Source organism: Catenulispora sp. EB89, assembly GCF_041261445.1.
In the GTDB taxonomy this organism is placed as follows: domain Bacteria; phylum Actinomycetota; class Actinomycetes; order Streptomycetales; family Catenulisporaceae; genus Catenulispora.
Window position 1 is genome coordinate 149,819 of sequence record NZ_JBGCCU010000009.1, and the last position, 16,638, is coordinate 166,456.

Consider the following 16,638-nt stretch of genomic DNA (forward strand, 5'->3'; position numbering starts at 1 on the left):
CCGACGCGGGCATGATGGACCTCGTGAGCACGGGCAGACGACGCCAGGCCGGCCTGGACTGGCTCGTCTGCGCCCTCGCCGCCGCGGCCACCGGCCTGGGCGCCACCGACACGCTGGCCTCCTGGCTGCCGCGCGCGGCGATCCCGGCGCTGGCCGTCGTGCAGGGCCTGCTCCTGCTGGCCCGGCGGCGCGCGCCGGTCGCGGCGCTGGCCGCGACCACGGCCGTGGCCTTCCTCCTGACGGTCGGCGGCTACCCGGCCGGCGGCGCGGGGGTGGGCACGTTCTTCGCCGCCTACGCGGTAGCGGTGTACTGGGACAGCGGCGCGGCTCCCACCGAGGACGCCGAGGACGCCGAAGGCGCCGAGCGCACCGGCCGTGCCCGCTTCCCGGTCGCCGGCGCGGCCATCACGGCAGCCTCCGCCCTCGCGCTCTCCGCCGCGAACCTCGCCCCCGACGCGCGAGGCAACGGCCTCAACAGCGTCGGCCTGGCCGTGGTGTCGGCGTGGATCCTCGGCTACGCGCTGCGCACCCGGCGCGCCTACATCGCCGAGCTGGTCGAGCGCGCGGCCCGGCTGGAGGCCGAGGAAGGCGAGCGCGCGGCGCGCGCCGTGGCCGAGGAGCGGCTGCGGATCGCGCGCGAGCTGCACGACGTCGTCGGCCACTCGATCAGCCTGATCACCGTGCAGGCCGAGGCGGCCACGCGCTCGGCGCGGACGAACCCGGACGCGGTGACGCCGTTCCTGGCGACGATCTCGGCGACCGGCCGGGAGGCGCTGGCGGAGATGCGGCGCGTGTTGGCCGTCCTGCGTCCGGACGCCGAGCCCGAGATGAGCCCGCAGCCGGGGTTGGACGACCTGGCGGAGCTGGTCGCACGCTTCGAGTCCGGCGGGCTGCCGGTCCGCCTGGACGCGCCGCCGGCCGAGCTGCCGCCGGGCGTCGGGCTGGCGGTGTACCGGATCGTGCAGGAGTCGCTGACCAACGTGCTCAAGCACGCCGGCCCTGGCGCGACGGCCGCCGTCACCGTCGAGCCGGGGCGAGGGTCGGTGCGGGTGTCAGTGCTCGATGACGGTCGCGGCCCGAACGGCGCGACCGGCTTGACTGGTTCGACCGGCTCGACTGGCCCGACCGGCTCGGCTGGCCCGACCCGCCCGGCGTCCGGCGCCGCGCACGGCATCGTCGGGATGCGCGAGCGGGTGGCGATCTACAGCGGTACTTTGCGCGCCGGCCCCGGCATCAACGGCGGCGGATTCGAAGTGGAGGCGGTCATCCCGCTCCCCGAGGAGGACTCCCGATGACCATCAGCGTCCTGATCGCCGACGACCAGCACCTGGTCCGCTCCGGCCTGCGTGCGATCATCGAGTCCGAACCGGGCATGGAGGTCGTGGGGGAGGCCGCCGACGGCGCCGAGGCGGTCGAGGCCGTCCGCCGCCTGCGCCCGGACGTCGCGCTGATGGACATCCGCATGCCGCGCCTGGACGGCGTCGCCGCGACGCGGTCACTGTGCTCCGGCCCCGGTCCGCACGCCACCAGGATCCTGATGCTCACCACGTTCCACCTCGACGACTACGTCGCCGACGCCCTGCGTGCCGGTGCATCAGGCTTCTTACTCAAGGACGCCACCGCCGACCAACTCGTGGAGGCGGTCCGCGTCATCGCGGCGGGCGACGCGATCCTCGCACCCCCGGTCACCCGCCGAATGCTGGAGCGCATGGCCGCCGATCAACCCGACCCCTCCGGCGGCGCCGAACTGCGCGCGCTGCTGTCCGCGCGCGAGGTGGACGTGCTGCTGTTGGTCGCGCGCGGACTGTCGAACGTTGAGATCGGCTCCGCGCTGCACCTGGCCGAGTCCACGGTGAAGTCCCACGTGCAGAACATCCTGGCCAAGCTGGGTGTCCGCGACCGGTTGCAGGCCGCGGTGGCCGCGTACGAGTCGGGGTTGGTCCAGCCGCGCGGACGGTAGGGCCAGGCCCGCGGCGGCCACCTCTCAACCGGTGTATAACCCCAGGTCACGCCGCGATTAGGGTGAATCCCCGCATCCGCCGACACCGGCCGGAACTCCTGCTACCTTGACTGCCGATCGGACTCCGCCGGAGCGTCTCGTCGCGAGAGTGGGCACGTCAATGCGCTTCAATGTCCCGCCCGGCTGGCCGACTCCTCCGGAGGGCTGGGTCCCCGATCCGGGCTGGCAGCCGGACCGCAGCTGGCCGCCGGCTCCTCCCGGGTGGCAGTTCTGGGTGGACGTCCCTGCCCCGGCATTTGCCCCGGGCCCGGCCCCGGCCCCGGGGCCGCCGGCGCCACCGCCCTCGGCCACCGGCTCGAAGCTGGACGAGCAGTTGCTGAAGGTCGCCCAGTGGGCCCGCCAGCGGACCGGCAAGCACGACGAACAACTCCCGGCCGTGACGTTCTCCGGCCCCGATCCGGCGGCGAAGTGGTTCGGCCTGGCGGCCAGCGTCGCGAAGTTCGGACCGGTCCACTCGGCCCTGAGCGACGCCCTCACCTCCGCCGTCCCCGGCGGCGACCAGGTCCTGGAGCTGGTCAAGTCGCTCTACGCCATCGAGGACGAGCAGTCGCGGGTCCTGCACAGCATCGACACGAACGTCAAACTCCTGAAAGAGGGCCCCTACCGAGCCGGCCGCCTACTGCTGAGCGAAGCACACCGGCTCGCCGCCCACGCCGAGGAGAGCCACCGCCTCCTGGAAACCGCCAAGGACCGCTTCTACGACGCCCAGCCACTGGCCTCCTCGGTCCAGGAACGCACCATGGTCGAGCTGCACCTGGCGCTCGTCTGGCTCGCCCTCGGCCGCCCCGACGACGCCCGCTACTGGCTGGAGCAGGCCTACCAGTCGGCGCGCATCGTGATCGACTCCCTGACCCAGCAGGCCGGCGACGTCAAGGTCCTGAGATCCAAGTGGGCGACGACCGCCCTGAGCATCTACTACCCGGCCGGCCTGTTCGTGGTCCCGCTCAAGCTCAAACGCCTGATGAACGCCGACCGAGCCAACGCGGCCATGACCGCCTTCCTACCGGTGGCGAACTCCATCGCGGCCTGCCTGAACAGCCTGAACCTGCGCCCGGTCGTCCCCGGCCTCCAGCTCACGACCAACTACGACGGCAGCCGCCTGCTCCAGGAGGTCGGCCTGGCGGGCTAGAAAACAGGCCCTGGTAAAGACCCGTATCGGCTCGATAATATGTGCGACAGGGTCCTGAGGCAGAGGCGCGGCCGCCGGCCGATCGTTCGGGCCTGCCGGGCGTGAGATCCGAATCATGGGGGCTTTGAATGGCCATTTCTCGACGACGCGTGCTGGTCGGCACGGCGGCGGCCGCCGCTGGAGCCGTCGTGGCGCCGAATCTCCTGGCCGGTTCGGTGCAGGCCGCCGCGGTGCCGATGGCGGTTTCGTTCGGCAAGGTGGACATCACCCCCACCGCCGATCTGGCCATGGCGGGGTACGGTGTCGACTCGCCCCGGCTGGCGCAGGGGAGCAACGCGCCGCTGTTCGCGCGCTGCACGATCTTCTGGGACAACGGCTTCCCCAATGTGATCGTCACTGCCGACGTGCTGGCCTTTCCCCGCTCGATGCACCAGGCCATCCGCTCTCGGGTCGTCCCGCTCGGTATCGCCAACTCCGACTTCATCCTGACCGCCACCCACACCCACAACGGGCCGGTGCTGATCGACGAGCTGAACCCGTATATCAGCTACAACATCCAGCCCGGCTCCGACGTGATGAACGCGGTCGAGTCCTACAGCGCGGAGCTGGAGGACACCATCGTGAGCCTGGTGAGCAACACGCTGGGCGCGGTGCAGGTCCCGTGCACGCTGGACTACCAGGTCGCCAACGAGAACTTCGCCTACAACCGGGAAGGCCTGCCGTACGTCGAGGTCGACGTCCCGGTGCTGGTCGCGCGCAGTACCGGCGGCAGCCCGCTGGCGGTGCTGTTCGGCTACGGGTGCCATCCGGTGTCGGCGGGAGGGCAGACGCTGTTCGATCCGGACTATCCGGGGGTGGCCTGCTCCCTGCTGGAGAACGCGACCGGGGCCTTCGCGCAGTTCCTCACCGGCCCGGCGGGGGACCAGGATCCGCCGGTGAACGGCCGCGACTGGCCGTTGTCCCAGAGCCTCGGCAGCGACCTGGGCCAGACGGTGATCAACGCGATCGCCACCCCCGGACGCTCGGTGAGCGGTCCGATCAGCACCGCCTACCAGGAAGTCAGCCTGCCGCTGGACATCACGGACACGCCGGCCAACCTCGCCGCGGTCCGGGCCGACTACGTCGTCCGCCAGACCAGCACAACGGCCGGCTACACGGGCTACTACCAGCGGCACGCCGAGGTGATGATCGGCCAGATCGACGCCCACTCGTTCCAGACCGCCATCCCGCTCCCGCTCCAGACCTGGAACCTCCCCGGCGCCGCCGGCCCCCTCGACATCGCCCTGACCGGCGGCGAACTCGTGTCCGGCTACGGCGTCTACTTCCGCAACCGGCACGGCGGCTCCAACGGCATCTGGGTCGCCGGCTACGCCAACGAGATCCCGACCTACATCCCCTCCGACGAACTACTGGCCTCCGGCGGCGCCCTGCACTACGCCTGCGGCTGGGACGTCGACTTCCCCGGCATCGCCGGCGGCGCCATGTCGATCTACGGCTGGCTCGGCCACTTCTACCGGCCGCCGAGCACGGCCAGTACGAGCCCGGAGCAGATCATCATCGATGCGCTGACGACGATGCTGTGAGTCGGGGCGGCGGCCAGCTTGCCAGCTCGCAGGGCTGGTGCAGTGCGGGCCGGAAGCTGGTGGCGCTGGTGGCGAGCAGCCGACCCAGCGCAATGCCCATGATCCGGGGTTGGCCCTGCACGGGGCGGGGCGAGTCGGAAGCCGATAGCGCCGGCGGCGGGTAGTCGGCCAGCGCGGCGCGTGCGTACTATCCGGAGTTGGCCGTGCGTGGTCCGGGCGAGGCTGCGCGGGCCGGAAGCTGGTGACGCCAGTGGCGCTTAGCTGGCCAAGTGGGACGTGCACGACCTGGGTTGGCCGTGTTCGTTCCGGGCGGGGCCTGCGTGGGCCGTAGGCTGGTGACGCCGGCGGCGCCCGGCCGGCCAAGTGCGACGTGCACGATCCGGGTTGGCCGTGCGCGGTCCGGGCGGGGGCTGCGCGGATCGGAAGCTGGTGACGCCGGCGGCGCTCAGCCGGTCAAGTGCGACGTGCACGATCCGGGTTGGCCGTGTTCGGTCTGGGCGGGGGCTGCGCGGGCCGGAAGCTGGTGGCGCCAGCGGCGCCCAGCCAGCCCAGCGCGTCGCGCACGACTCGGGTTGGCTGTGCGCGGTCCGGGCGAGGCTGCGCGGGCCGGAAGCCAGTGGCGCTGGCGGCGCGCGGCTGGCCTGGCGCGAGGCGCGCGATCCGGGGTCGGCGCGTTCACGAGTATGCGCCGGATACCGCGGGGGCGGCGGCCGGCTCCTCTGTCGTCGCGAGAGGCCTTGCGCTGGCGGCGTGTCAGCCGACCCGACTCGCCCGCCCGTCGTAGTCCTCGCGTGCGGCCAGCACCTCCGTCGTGTGCTCCAGCGACCACTCCGTGAGCGCCTTCACCGGTCCGCGCAGGGTCACGCCCAGGGGCGTCAGCTCGTACTCGACCCGCACCGGTACCTCCGGGTACACCGTGCGCAGGACCAGGCCGTCGCGTTCCAGTGCGCGGAGGGTCTGCGTCAGCATCTTCTCGCTGACGCCTGCCAGGCGCTTGCGCAGGTCGGTGAAGCGGGAGCGACCGTTCTGTCCGAGTGCGCCGAGGACGAGGATCGACCACTTGTCGCCGATCCGGTCGAGCAGGTCCCGCGACGGGCAGCCCTGCGCGAACGGGTCGTATGCGGGTGCCTCGGTCACGGTCGCGACAGACTCCACAGCCCTCACCTCACTTCTTTCCGCTGGGCGGCTACTTTACCGAGGAGCTGCTGCTTCCCGACAGTGAGCTACCGCTCAGCGGAACCATGCGCCGCTACGAAAGCCGCACCCTCCGTATCCACACCACCCCGCCGGCGGCCACCGCGAGTGCTGCACCCAACAGCATCGCCGTCTCGATCCCCTGGAACTCCCAGAACCGGTCCGCCGGCTGATACGTCACCACCTGCCGCAGCCCCAGCGTCCCCAGGCAGTCGTCGGTCTGCGCGATTCCCAGATTCGTGCACTGCGACGTCTGCAGCAGGCTGAACCCACGCCCGTCCGGCGTGACGGTCCGGTCCGTGACGATCCACGCCCCGCGGATGTCGACCGGCACCGTCACCTGCCCCTCGTTCCCGAACTGCGCCGAGCGCAGATCCGAGGCCGTCAGCGCCGGGCCGGTGATCGTGGTCGGCGCGACCAGATGCGGCCGCACCCACGTCGGCACGACGAACTGCACCGCCGCCACGACCACCAGCGTCGCCGCCATCGCCGGCACGGTTCGCCGCACCAGCACCCCGAGCACGACTCCCACCACGAACCCGAGCGCCGCGTACCCCAGCGGCACGACACCCCGCGCGTCGAACACGATCTTCTGGAATCGGCTGATCTGTGTTCCGACGCCCTGTGACCCGCCCCCGACCGGAAAACCGCCCGCCGCATCAATCGGCCCGGCCCACCAACTCAGCGCGAGGCTGGCCAGTCCGGCGAACGCCATACTCGCCAGCCCCAGCACCGCGATCTTCATCACGGCCCAGCGCGTCGGCGTGACGCTCTGATGCCACACGAACCGCAGCGTCCGTCCCTCCACCTCACGCGTGATCATCGGCGTGCCCCAGAACGCACCGATCAGCGCCGGCGCGAGCAGCAGCAGCCCGAGGCCGATGAAATACAGCGCCGGATATACCGCGTCCGCCTTCATCGCCGCGAGAAAGTGGGTCGTCGCCGCCGTGCACGACGCGCCACACGACGTCAGGCCGCTGGCATCGTAGAGCCCTGACAGTCCCGACGCGGTCGCCACAAGCGCGACACCGAACGCGAGGACAACAGCAGCGGCAACGACGGCCGAAACACGGAACTGCCGATAGACAAGCCACATCATCGCTGAGTCTCCACTTCCGAACGCGAGGCGCGGCTCATATGTGCCAGCACCAGGTCTTCCAAGTCGCCAGGTGCGCCCTGCGCAGCCAACAAGTCAGCAACCAACCCCGCCGCCTGAATACGCGACGCGGCGATCACCACCAAGTAGTCGCAGAACCCTTCGAGATCCGAGACCAGGTGCGAGGAGAGCATGACCGTCGTCGCACGCTCCACAACCGCCTCGCGCAGCTCGTCCAGGAACTCGCGCCGGGCCAGCGGATCCAGCGAAGCGACCGGCTCGTCCAGAATCAGCAGCTCGGGACGCTTGGCAATGGCCATCGTCAGCGCCAGCTGCGCACGCTGCCCTCCCGAGAGCCGCCCCGCCTTCCGCCGCGGATCCAGCGCCAGCCGTTTGATCCGCTCCTCGGCATAAGCCCTGTCCCAGCGCGGATTCAGGCGCGCGCCGAGCCGCAGGTGGTCGGCCACGGACAGCCCGAGGTACGTCGGCGTGTCCTGCGCCACGAAGCCGACCTTCGCCAGGTGCCCCGGGCCGCTCCCGGGCCTCCCGCCGAGGACCTGGATCGTCCCGGCGTCCGGGGCCAGGTGGCCGGTGACCAGGTTCAGCAGCGTGGTCTTGCCGGCGCCGTTCGGGCCGACGAGGCCGACGACGCGGCCGGCCGGGATGCTCAGCGTGCAGTCGGTCAGGGCCCAGCGGCTGCGGTAGCGCTTGCCCAGCTGGCGGGTTTCGATGGCGGTGGTCATGGAATCCAAGGTGCCGTGGGCGACGCCGTGAGTCGTCGGACCCTGGCATCGACCTCGGGGCTGACATCTGGCCTGAAGTACGACGGGAGATATCGTCTCTGAGGCCGACGCGCTCGTGAGTGCTGCGCCGGTACCGTCATGGCATGGACGCTTACAGCCCGCCGCTGGTCACCCGCCTGGCGCGACTGCGCCTGCGGCCGTGGCAGTGGGCCACCGTCGACGGCGCGGTCGCGGTTCTGACGGCGGTCGGCGGCAAGGTGCCGTATCTGCGTTACCCGGGATGGCTCGCCGTCGTCATCCTGCTCCTGGCGTCCCTTCCCGTCGCCGTGCGCCGGCTCTGGCCGCGTACCGCCCTCGCGGTCGTCGTGGTCGGCTCGACACTGGCCATCGCCGGCACCGCGAAGAACGCTCCGGTCTACATCCCGCTCGCGGCCTGCTACGCCGCGTCTCTGATCCCGCTGCGGTTCCCGAGGCGAGAGGCGCTGCGGCTGCTCCTGGCGACCGTGCTCGCCGTCGGAGCCGGGTTCGCGGCCTACGCCGCAGGCCCCGGCAACGCCAGCGGCGGCGACATCGGCCGCTTGGCGACGGAGAGCGGCGTCTACGTCGTCGCCGCCTGGCTGGCCGGCTACGCGTTCCAGCAGCAACGTGCTTATACCGCCAAGGCACAGGAACAAGCCGCGCAGGAAGTGCGCGAACAACTCGCCGAGGCCCGCCGCATCGGCAGCGAAGAGCGGCTGCAGATCGCCCGCGAGCTGCACGACGTCGTCGCGCACACCGTCAGCCTGATAGCCGTGCAGGCCGGCGTCGCCAACTACGTCGTGAAGTCGAACCCCGACGAGGCGGCGCGCGCCCTGGCCTCGATCGAGACGACCAGCCGTGGTGCGCTGCGCGAGATGCGAGCGTTGCTGGCGATGCTGCGGGCTGACGAGAGCGGGGACGGTATCGTGCGGTCCGAACCCGGGTTGGTTCCCGTCCCGGGGCTCGCTGACCTGGGTGAACTCGTGGCGCGGGCGGCGGAGGCGGGACTGCGGGTCGAGCTGGAGCTCCGCGGTGAGCAGGCCGAGGTCTCCGGAGGGATCGACCTGGCCGCGTACCGGGTGATCCAGGAGGCGATCACCAACGTGGTCAAGCACGCCGCGACGGACGCCTGCCGGGTGACCGTCGGCTACGAGGAGGAGGCGTTGACCGTGGAGGTGACGGACGACGGCCAGGCCGGAGCTGGCGGCCGGATCTCGGGCCTGGGCCACGGCATCGTCGGCATGCGCGAGCGGATCACCATGTACGGCGGCGACTTCCACGCCGGACCGCTGCCCGGCCGGGGGTTCCGGGTGTCGGCCCGGCTCCCGCTGACGGAGGCCGGATCATGACCGTCCGGGTCCTGGTGGCCGACGACCAGGCGCTGGTGCGTGGCAGCTTCAGCCTGCTCGTGGACTCCGCGCCGGACCTGTCGTCGGTCGGTCAGGCGGCGACCGGGGCCGAGGCGGTCGAGCTCGCCGAGCGCGAACACCCGGACGTCGTCCTGATGGACATCCGGATGCCCGGCATGGACGGCATCGAGGCGACGCGCCGGATCACCGCCGCGGCGCCGAATCCGCCTATCCGGGTCCTGATCCTGACCACCTTCAACATCGACGAGTACGTCTTCACCGCTCTGCGGGCCGGCGCCAGCGGCTTCCTGCTCAAGGACACGCCGCCGGCCGACCTGCTGGCCGCGATCCGCGTCGTCGCGGCCGGTGAGGCACTGCTGTCGCCGAGCGTCACCCGGCGCCTCATCGAGGAGTTCACGCGGCGACCGGAGCCGGCGCGGCGCCCGCTCGGCGTCCTGGAGGACACCACCGACCGCGAACGCGAAGTGCTGACGCTTGTCGGCCTCGGCATGTCGAACGACGAGATCGCGGCGCATCTGCACGTCAGCCTGTCCACAGCCAAAACCCACATCGGCCGGCTGCTGATGAAGCTGGACGCGCGCGACCGGGCGCAGCTGGTGATCGCCGCCTACGACGCCGGCCTGGTCAAGCCTGCTTGAGCTGACTAGGCCGACGACGTCGTGACGGTCCCTGCGGCGGTAACCGCAGCTAAGGCATAGGCATAGGCATCGGCGTCGGCGTCGGCGTCGGTTACGGCAGCACCTGGACCGTGTCCCCGACCGGCCGCTCACCGGTGGCGTCCGACGGGTTGTTGACCAGCTGCCCGTCAACGGCCATCGCCGTGGAGCCGCCGCCGTCGAGGTTCAGCGCCTGCACCGCGCCGAGCGAGCGCATGAACTCGGCCTCCTCGTACAGCGTGAAGCCCTCGCTGCCGGCCGTCTGGCGGCCGTCGACCGTGACCAGGAGCAGGTCGCCCTTGGCGTCGGTGCCGGCCATGGTGCGCGGCTGGCGCGCGTTGGCCCACTGGAAGTTGTAGGACAGGTCCTGCGGCTTGACGACGCCCTCGGCCGCCGCGTCGATGGCGATCCGGCCGTCGTGGATCAGGACCGGGGCGGCGCTGACGATGCTGTCGTTCGCGCACAGGCGCAGGTGGTGGCCGTTCGCGGCGTCGGTCACCGACTCGTCGACCGACAGGCGGTGCCCGACCACCGCGTGCGCGGTCAGCCAGGTGCCGGCGGTGCCGATGCCCTGGAGCACGGTGCCGCCGGCCGGGACCGAGCCGCCGCGCACGCCGACCGAGACGACCGTGCCGGCCCCGTCGAGCACGACCTGGGCCCCGGCGCCGGTCGGCAGCGCGGTCGCGAACTCCGGCGTGAACAGCACCAGGTCGTCGGCCTCGGTGCAGGTGATGTCCTGAACGGGGTGCGTGGTGGGCACCGCGTTGGGGCGGCCGCAGTCGCGCAGGAGGCCGGGCACCCGGTTGATGCCCTGGATCTGCGAGACCGCCGAGCCGGCGCGGACCGAGGCGGTGCTGCTCAGGTTGGCGACCTCGAAGTGCTTGCCGCCGTCCTTGATCACCAGGGCGCCGCGGGATCCGGAGGACAGGGACTCGAGCTCGCCGTCGTAGACGCCGAGCCCGGACTGCGTGCCCTGCACGCCGTCGCTGTTGGAGGTGATGAAGAACCCGCCGTTGACGCCGACCAGCGAGCCCAGCTGCGCGGCGACGGAGGAGGTGGTCAGGCGCTGCGCGACGTTGCCGTCGTGGGTGGCCTCGACCTTGCCGGCGAAGGCGCGCGGGTTGATCACCGCGACGTGGATGTTCTCCACGTCCGCCGGGGTCTGGACGTCGTAGCCGGTCCACTCGGTGAGGGCGGTGAACCCGGCGGCCTTGACCGCGGTCAGCTCGGTGCCGGCGGCAGCCTGCGTCGGGAACTGGCCGACCCGGACCCGGTAGCCCATCAGGCCGTGCGGGGTGTCCGCGTAGTGCGGCCACTGGACGGCCTCGACGCGGGCCTGGAAGCCGTGGGCCTGGAGCTGCGCGGCGGTGGTCTGGGCCCAGGACTGCGCGGCGACCTCGGCGTTGGCGGGGCTGCCGGTGACGGTGCTGGTGACCGGCTGTTCGAGGGTGACGGTCCAGAACGGGGCCACGCCGGGGTTCTTGATGGTCACGGTGCTGACCTGGACGCCGGGCGCGACGGTCTTCGTCGTCCACTGCTCGTGGCCGAGGCTGGTGGCGGATCCCGGGCTGAAGGCGGTGACGGCCTGCGCCTGCGCCGTGGTCGCGCTGTACGCCGCGAGCGGCACGGACAGCGCGAGCACGGCTGCCGCCGTGAGTGCGCCCCGGCGGCGCGCGCCGACCGGCGTGGACGGACGGTGGTGCTGCTTCGACATGTGATCCCCTGACTCGGTGAGCTCAACATCTGAATCGGGCCGGCTGAACGGCTGGTGGAAGCCGTGCGACGAACGAGGTAATAACAGGCCCAAAAATTCCGAACGAATTGTGGAAGAGCGAGGCGTAGCCTGGGTCTGGCCGCCTAGGCTGTAAGGACATTGCTAGACGCACAACGGGAGGCTCGGCCGTGCGTTTCGCCATATTGGGACCCACGACGGTGGACCACGGGGCCGGGCCGGAGGAGCTGCCGCCGGGCATCCCCGAGGCCGTGCTGGTCGTGCTGCTGCTGAGCAGTCCGCGGGCGGTTCAGCTCGACGTGCTGATCGACGCGGTGTGGCCGGAACGGCCGCCGATGGCCGCCGTGGACTCGTTGCGCAACCATCTCAGCCGACTGCGACGGTTCCTGGGGCCGGTGCTGGCCGAGCGGTTGACCACGCGGCCCTCGGGCTACCTGATCGATCTGGACGGGGTCGGTTTCGACGTCGCAGAGTTCTTGGAACTGTCGAGGCAGGGCCGGCGGCTGGCTTCCGGCGGCGTGTGGACCGAGTCGGCGGCGTTGTTGACCGCCGCGCAGGAGCTGTGGCGCGGCGAGCCGCTGGCCGGGCGGATCGTCGGGCTGGACCTGGCCAGCCGGTTGCGGGCGCTGCGGGAGGAGCGGCTGCTGGTGCAGACCGTCCGCATCGACGCGGACCTGCATCTGGGGCGGCACCGGGAGGTGGTCGGGGAGCTGCTGGACCTGACGGCGACGCAGCCCTTGCACGAGCCGGCGTGGCGGCAGCTGAGCCTGGCGCTGTATCGGGCGGGGCGGCAGGCCGACGCGTTGGAGGCGTTCCGGCGGTTGCGGGTTCTGCTGGACGAGCAGTTGGGGGTCGAGCCTTCGGTCGAGCTGCGGGAGCTGTATCAGCGGATGCTGAATCAGGATCCTGCGCTGAATGTCGATGCTGCGGAGGGCTCTGGCTTTGGCCTGGGTGCTCTGGATCCGACGGCCGACCCGGCGCCGAGTCCATCTCCGTCTGCCTCGACATCTGCCTCGACATCTGCCTCGGTATCGGCATCTATATCGCCGGCTGCCGAAGCGATCGGCGTCGCGCAGCTGCCGTCTCTCATCGGCGACTTCACCGGCCGCGACGAGCAGATCCTTTTCCTGCACGACGCGATCACCGTCCGGTCGGGTCGGGCCGGTCAGGTGCCGGTTGCGGTGATCACCGGCGGCGGCGGGCTCGGCAAGACGTCGCTGGCCGTCGCCACGGCGCATCAGGTGGCGGATCAGTTCCCTGACGGGAATCTCTTCGTGGACCTGCACGGCATGGACGCCGCGACGCGGGACCCCGCGGAGGTGCTGCGGCAGTGGCTGGTGGATCTCGGGACTCCGGCGGAGGCGGTGCCGGTGGACGCCGAGGCGCGGCAGGCGCGGTTCCGGAGTTTGACGCACGGCAAGCAGCTGCTGGTCGTGGTCGACAACGCGCGGAACGCCGCGCAGGTGCTGCCTTTGCTGCCGGCGTCGCCGGGCTGCGCTGTTCTCGTCACGAGCCGATCGCGGCTGACCGACCTGCCGGCCACCGCGCGCCTTGACCTGGAGCCGATGTCGGCGGCTGAAGCGCTGAGCATGCTGGCGGAGCTGGTCGGGGCCGAGCGGCTGCGTGCCGAGCCTGAGGCCACTGATGACGTCCTGCGGGTGTGCGCGGGCTTGCCGCTCGCGCTGCGGATCGTCGGGGCGCGGCTTCAGGCTCGGCGTTCGTGGCCGGTGCAGGCTTTGGCGACGCGTCTGGACGACGAGCACCGGCGGCTGGACGAGCTGCGGATCGGGGATTTGGCGGCGCGGGCCAGTTTCGAGGTCAGCTTTCGGGGGCTGCCCGCGGGGGTGCGTCCCAAGTCGTCGCCGGCTCTGGTGTTCACGCTGCTGGGGTTGGCGGGTGGTCCGGATATTTCGGTGGCGGCGGTCGCGGCTTTGGCGGGGGTTCCGGTCGAGGATGCCGAGGACGCCCTTGATGTGCTGCTGGACGCACACCTTGTCGACAGCGTGGTCCCCGGCCGCTACTTCCTGCACGACCTGCTGCGGGACTTCGCTCGCGAACTAGCCGCCGCCGCGCCTGCTCCGGACCGGTCGTCGGCGGTCGGGCGACTCGTCCACTGGTACAGCCACGCCTCTTCCGCCGCCGCCGACCAGCTGGCGCCACGGACGAACACCTGGGATCTGTTGTCCCGGATCTCGGCGCCCGGGGCGGTTCCGAGCTTCGCCGACCGTGACGCGGCCTGGCAGTGGTTCCTGGTCGAGAACGCCAACGTCCGGGCCGCGGTGGTCTCCGCCGAGTCCGACCTGCCGGGGCCGGAGGCTTGGGTACTCGCCTCGCAGCTGGTCCTGTTCTTCACGCAGGGCAGCCGCTGGGCCGAGGCGGCGGAGACGTTCACCGTCGCGCTGCGATCCGCGCAGCGTGACGGCGACCCGCTGGCGCGGGCCCGGATCCTGAGCGTGCAGGCGTACGCGTTCGGCCACCTGGAGCGGCACGCCGAGGCGCTGGACGCGGCGGGCCTCGGCGTCGAGGCCGCCGAGGAGGTCGGCGACCTGCGGCTGCTGGTGATCGCGTACAACGCCTACGGCTGGGTCCTGCTGAAGGCGGGGCACCACCGCGAGGCGGTGGCCAACCAGCAGAAGATGGTCAAGGTCCTGCGGATCATCGACATGCCCGAACGCACGGCGGCGGGCCTCGCCGACCTCGCCGAAGCCCTGACCGCCTGCGGCGACCACACCGCAGCCGCCGAAGCGCTGGAGGAGGCACTGCCCCTGGCGCGCAAGGCGGAGCGGCCCTACATCGAGGCCTACATCCTGAACGCCCTCGGCACAGCCCACACCTCCAACAACAGCGCCGAGGAGGCGATCGCCCTCCTGACCGACGCCGCCAACCTCCGCGCCACCATCGAAGACCGAGCCGGCCACGCCGAAAGCCTCCTCCGCCTCAGCCAGGCCCAAGCCACCCTCGGCCACACCCCCGAAGCCGCCACCACCTGGCGCCGCGCCTCAGCGATGGTCGACGAGATCGGCAGCTCGCGCTTGATCGAGCTGCGGGCGGAGCTTGTGGAGCCGGTGGTGGGGGCGGCGGGAGCGGTGGGGGATGGGGATGGGGATGGCTGAGGGCGCTGCGATCGGGGATCCCGGCTGTGCGATCGCTGCGGACGCCGGTGGTGCATCGCGGATACCGGCGGTGCACCGTGGACGCCGGTGGTGCACCGCAGATACCGGCGGTGCACCGCAGACACGCGACTGGCCGCTGCGCTGATGAGCCTGCTCTGCGCCGCCGAGGCGCGCACCGCCTGGCGATGGCCGAGGCCAGCGCGATTCCCGGGCACTGACCAGCCCGGCTCGGCAGCATCACGCCTGCGCCGCGCGCGCTGCCTTCCCGCTAGGAGCGTGGGTCAGTTACACCAACCTGCTGTCGGCGTGTTGGGAAAAGTGCTCAGCGTACAGATGAATGTGCTCAGTCGTGGGGCCTTGGGGACGGCCCTGCCGACTGTGGCGGTGTCCGCTGGTGTTCATGACTCGCTGGCGGTCTGGACCTGGAGCGTGCGGGCGTAGGCTCTCAGGAATGCGGATCGGCGAGCTGTCAAAGCGCACGGGCGTGAGTCCGCGCTCACTGCGGTACTACGAAGAGCAAGGCTTGCTGGCCAGCTCACGCTCCGATGCGGGGCAGCGTCACTATTCCGATGCCGAGGTCCAGCGCGTGTGGCTCATCCGACGGCTGTTCGACGCGGGTATGTCCAGCCGGGTGATCGCGTCTGTGCTGCCGTGTGTGGACGTCCCCGGTGACCTGGGTATCGCCGAGGAGACGTTCACGGCGATGATGCGCGAGCGCGAGCGGATCGACGCCGATATCGCGCACCTGGTCGAGACCCGGGATGCGCTCGACGTGCTGATCAAGGTCAATAGTCGACACCGGGCGGAGCTGTCCATGACGCCGGAACCGGCGCACGGTCGCCCCTGATGCTGTGACCTGTATCTCAGTGGCTTGCCTTTTACATCGATGTCAGGGGTGAGGATGTCGACAGCGCCCGGAACAACCGGGTCGGTCATCCGGAAGGCGGCACGGTATGGGACAGGCGTGGGGTTTCGGAAAGTATGGCGGGCCCGAGGTGCAGGAGTTCTTCGACCGTCCCGATCCCGTCCCCGGTCGTGGCGAGGTGTTGATCCGGGTTGACGTCGCCGGCGTGAACCCCCTGGACCACCTGCTGCGCTCGGGTCTGGTCCCCGGACTCGACGGCGGGCGTCCGTTTCCCCGCGTGCTGGGCATGGAGGCAGCGGGAACCGTTCTCGCCCGGGGCGAGGACGTCGACGGGCTCGAGGTGGGTGACGCGGTCTTCGGCTTCGCGCTTAGCGGTGGCGGCACCTATGCCGAGACGACGGTGCTGTCCGCGCCCAACACCGCGCGCATTCCGGCGGGCCTGTCCGCGACCGTGGCGGCAACGCTGCCGGTAGCCGGGACGACCGCGGTGGACGCGCTCGACCAGCTCGGCCTGCCCGCTGGTGCCACGGTCCTGGTCAACGGGGTCGGGGGTGGGGTCGGCCTGGCCGTCGCCCGGCTGGCCATCGGGCGCGAGCTGCGTGTGATCGGCACCGGGAGTACCGCCAAGCGCGAGCACGCCGAGGCCATCGGGGTGCGGTTCATCGACTACACCGCCGAGGACGTCGTCGCCGCGGCACGCGAGCTGGTTCCGGACGGCTTCGACGGGATCGTCGACCTGGCCGGAGGCACCTCGCTGCGGACGGTCGCCCCGCTGGCTCGGGAGCCCCGCAACGTCATCGCAGTGGGTGATATGTCCGTACCCGATCTCGGTGGGCGTTTCGTCGAGCGTCGCCTCGACCGCGAGAACCTGGAACGGTCCGCCCAGCTGACCCTCGACGGAGTCCTCGCACCCGTGATCACCGCGGTCCATCCACTCTCCGACGCCCCAGCCGCCCTCGCCACCGTCGAGAACGGTCACAGTGCGGGCAAGGTTGTCATCAAGGTGGCATGAGAAGTTCCCGGCCCAGGCGTACGCCGACACCCACCAGCTATTCGTGATCTTTCATATGGGGAGATCTCGGTATGCCTGGTGGGGATGGCTTGTTCTAGATAGGTCCG

General features: G+C 71.2%; 13 protein-coding genes. 9 read left to right on the top strand and 4 right to left on the bottom strand.

The genetic code is table 11. The features are described 5' to 3' along the window. Positions 1-23: 23 nt before the first annotated feature. From ABH920_RS21115 to ABH920_RS21130, 4 genes are all read left to right on the top strand, one after another. Positions 24-1,295, top strand: coding sequence for a sensor histidine kinase (locus ABH920_RS21115; protein ID WP_370350768.1), 1,272 nt, complete (start codon positions 24-26; stop codon positions 1,293-1,295). Continuing rightward, positions 1,292-1,960 (top strand): response regulator, encoded by a 669-nt coding sequence (locus tag ABH920_RS21120; RefSeq protein ID WP_370350769.1) that lies wholly within the window; start codon positions 1,292-1,294, stop codon positions 1,958-1,960. The genes ABH920_RS21115 and ABH920_RS21120 overlap by 4 nt, the downstream gene beginning before the upstream one ends. Before the next feature lie 160 nt (positions 1,961-2,120). Then, complete coding sequence (locus tag ABH920_RS21125; RefSeq protein WP_370350770.1) at positions 2,121-3,149, top strand: hypothetical protein; 1,029 nt, start codon at positions 2,121-2,123, stop codon at positions 3,147-3,149. A gap of 128 nt (positions 3,150-3,277) precedes the next feature. Next, positions 3,278-4,732 (top strand): hypothetical protein, encoded by a 1,455-nt coding sequence (locus tag ABH920_RS21130; protein ID WP_370350771.1) that lies wholly within the window; start codon positions 3,278-3,280, stop codon positions 4,730-4,732. Between the two features lie 753 nt (positions 4,733-5,485). On the opposite strand, the gene ABH920_RS21135 is transcribed toward ABH920_RS21130, so the two are convergent. From ABH920_RS21135 to ABH920_RS21145, 3 genes are all read right to left on the bottom strand, one after another. Continuing rightward, on the bottom strand, positions 5,486-5,896 hold the full coding sequence (locus ABH920_RS21135) for a winged helix-turn-helix transcriptional regulator (protein WP_370350773.1): 411 nt from the start codon (positions 5,894-5,896) through the stop codon (positions 5,486-5,488). 85 nt (positions 5,897-5,981) lie between these two features. Further along, on the bottom strand, positions 5,982-6,944 hold the full coding sequence (locus ABH920_RS21140; protein WP_370350774.1) for a hypothetical protein: 963 nt from the start codon (positions 6,942-6,944) through the stop codon (positions 5,982-5,984). Between the two features lie 77 nt (positions 6,945-7,021). Next, positions 7,022-7,765: an ABC transporter ATP-binding protein gene (locus ABH920_RS21145; protein ID WP_370350775.1), complete on the bottom strand. Its 744-nt coding sequence runs from the start codon at positions 7,763-7,765 to the stop codon at positions 7,022-7,024. 143 nt (positions 7,766-7,908) lie between these two features. Here ABH920_RS21145 and ABH920_RS21150 point away from each other — a divergent pair, with 143 nt between their 5' ends. Continuing rightward, positions 7,909-9,132, top strand: coding sequence for a sensor histidine kinase (locus ABH920_RS21150; RefSeq protein ID WP_370350776.1), 1,224 nt, complete (start codon positions 7,909-7,911; stop codon positions 9,130-9,132). Next, on the top strand, positions 9,129-9,791 hold the full coding sequence (locus ABH920_RS21155; protein WP_370350777.1) for a response regulator: 663 nt from the start codon (positions 9,129-9,131) through the stop codon (positions 9,789-9,791). Before ABH920_RS21150 ends, ABH920_RS21155 begins: the two co-directional genes overlap by 4 nt. 91 nt (positions 9,792-9,882) lie before the next feature. Here the strand turns inward: ABH920_RS21155 and ABH920_RS21160 are convergent, their stop codons facing one another. Then, positions 9,883-11,523, bottom strand: a complete 1,641-nt coding sequence (locus ABH920_RS21160) for a phosphodiester glycosidase family protein (protein WP_370350778.1) — start codon at positions 11,521-11,523, stop codon at positions 9,883-9,885. 188 nt (positions 11,524-11,711) lie between these two features. Here ABH920_RS21160 and ABH920_RS21165 point away from each other — a divergent pair, with 188 nt between their 5' ends. The 3 genes from ABH920_RS21165 (at position 11,712) to ABH920_RS21175 (ending at position 16,531) form a co-directional block, all read left to right on the top strand. Beyond that, complete coding sequence (locus ABH920_RS21165; protein ID WP_370350779.1) at positions 11,712-14,654, top strand: BTAD domain-containing putative transcriptional regulator; 2,943 nt, start codon at positions 11,712-11,714, stop codon at positions 14,652-14,654. A 451-nt stretch (positions 14,655-15,105) separates the two neighbouring features. After that, positions 15,106-15,501, top strand: coding sequence for a MerR family transcriptional regulator (locus tag ABH920_RS21170; RefSeq protein WP_370350780.1), 396 nt, complete (start codon positions 15,106-15,108; stop codon positions 15,499-15,501). Between the two features lie 106 nt (positions 15,502-15,607). Then, complete coding sequence (locus ABH920_RS21175; protein WP_370350781.1) at positions 15,608-16,531, top strand: NADP-dependent oxidoreductase; 924 nt, start codon at positions 15,608-15,610, stop codon at positions 16,529-16,531. Positions 16,532-16,638: the final 107 nt, after the last annotated feature.

Bases quoted from the DNA above. Each gene is read 5' to 3' on its own strand.
- ABH920_RS21175 (WP_370350781.1), top strand. From the start codon at position 15,608: ATGGGACAGGCGTGGGGTTTCGGAAAGTATGGCGGGCCCGAGGTGCAG.
- ABH920_RS21150 (WP_370350776.1), top strand. From the start codon at position 7,909: ATGGACGCTTACAGCCCGCCGCTGGTCACCCGCCTGGCGCGACTGCGC.
- ABH920_RS21130 (WP_370350771.1), top strand. From the start codon at position 3,278: ATGGCCATTTCTCGACGACGCGTGCTGGTCGGCACGGCGGCGGCCGCC.
- ABH920_RS21160 (WP_370350778.1), bottom strand. From the start codon at position 11,523: ATGTCGAAGCAGCACCACCGTCCGTCCACGCCGGTCGGCGCGCGCCGC.
- ABH920_RS21170 (WP_370350780.1), top strand. From the start codon at position 15,106: ATGCGGATCGGCGAGCTGTCAAAGCGCACGGGCGTGAGTCCGCGCTCA.
- ABH920_RS21145 (WP_370350775.1), bottom strand. From the start codon at position 7,765: ATGACCACCGCCATCGAAACCCGCCAGCTGGGCAAGCGCTACCGCAGC.
- ABH920_RS21120 (WP_370350769.1), top strand. From the start codon at position 1,292: ATGACCATCAGCGTCCTGATCGCCGACGACCAGCACCTGGTCCGCTCC.
- ABH920_RS21125 (WP_370350770.1), top strand. From the start codon at position 2,121: ATGCGCTTCAATGTCCCGCCCGGCTGGCCGACTCCTCCGGAGGGCTGG.
- ABH920_RS21155 (WP_370350777.1), top strand. From the start codon at position 9,129: ATGACCGTCCGGGTCCTGGTGGCCGACGACCAGGCGCTGGTGCGTGGC.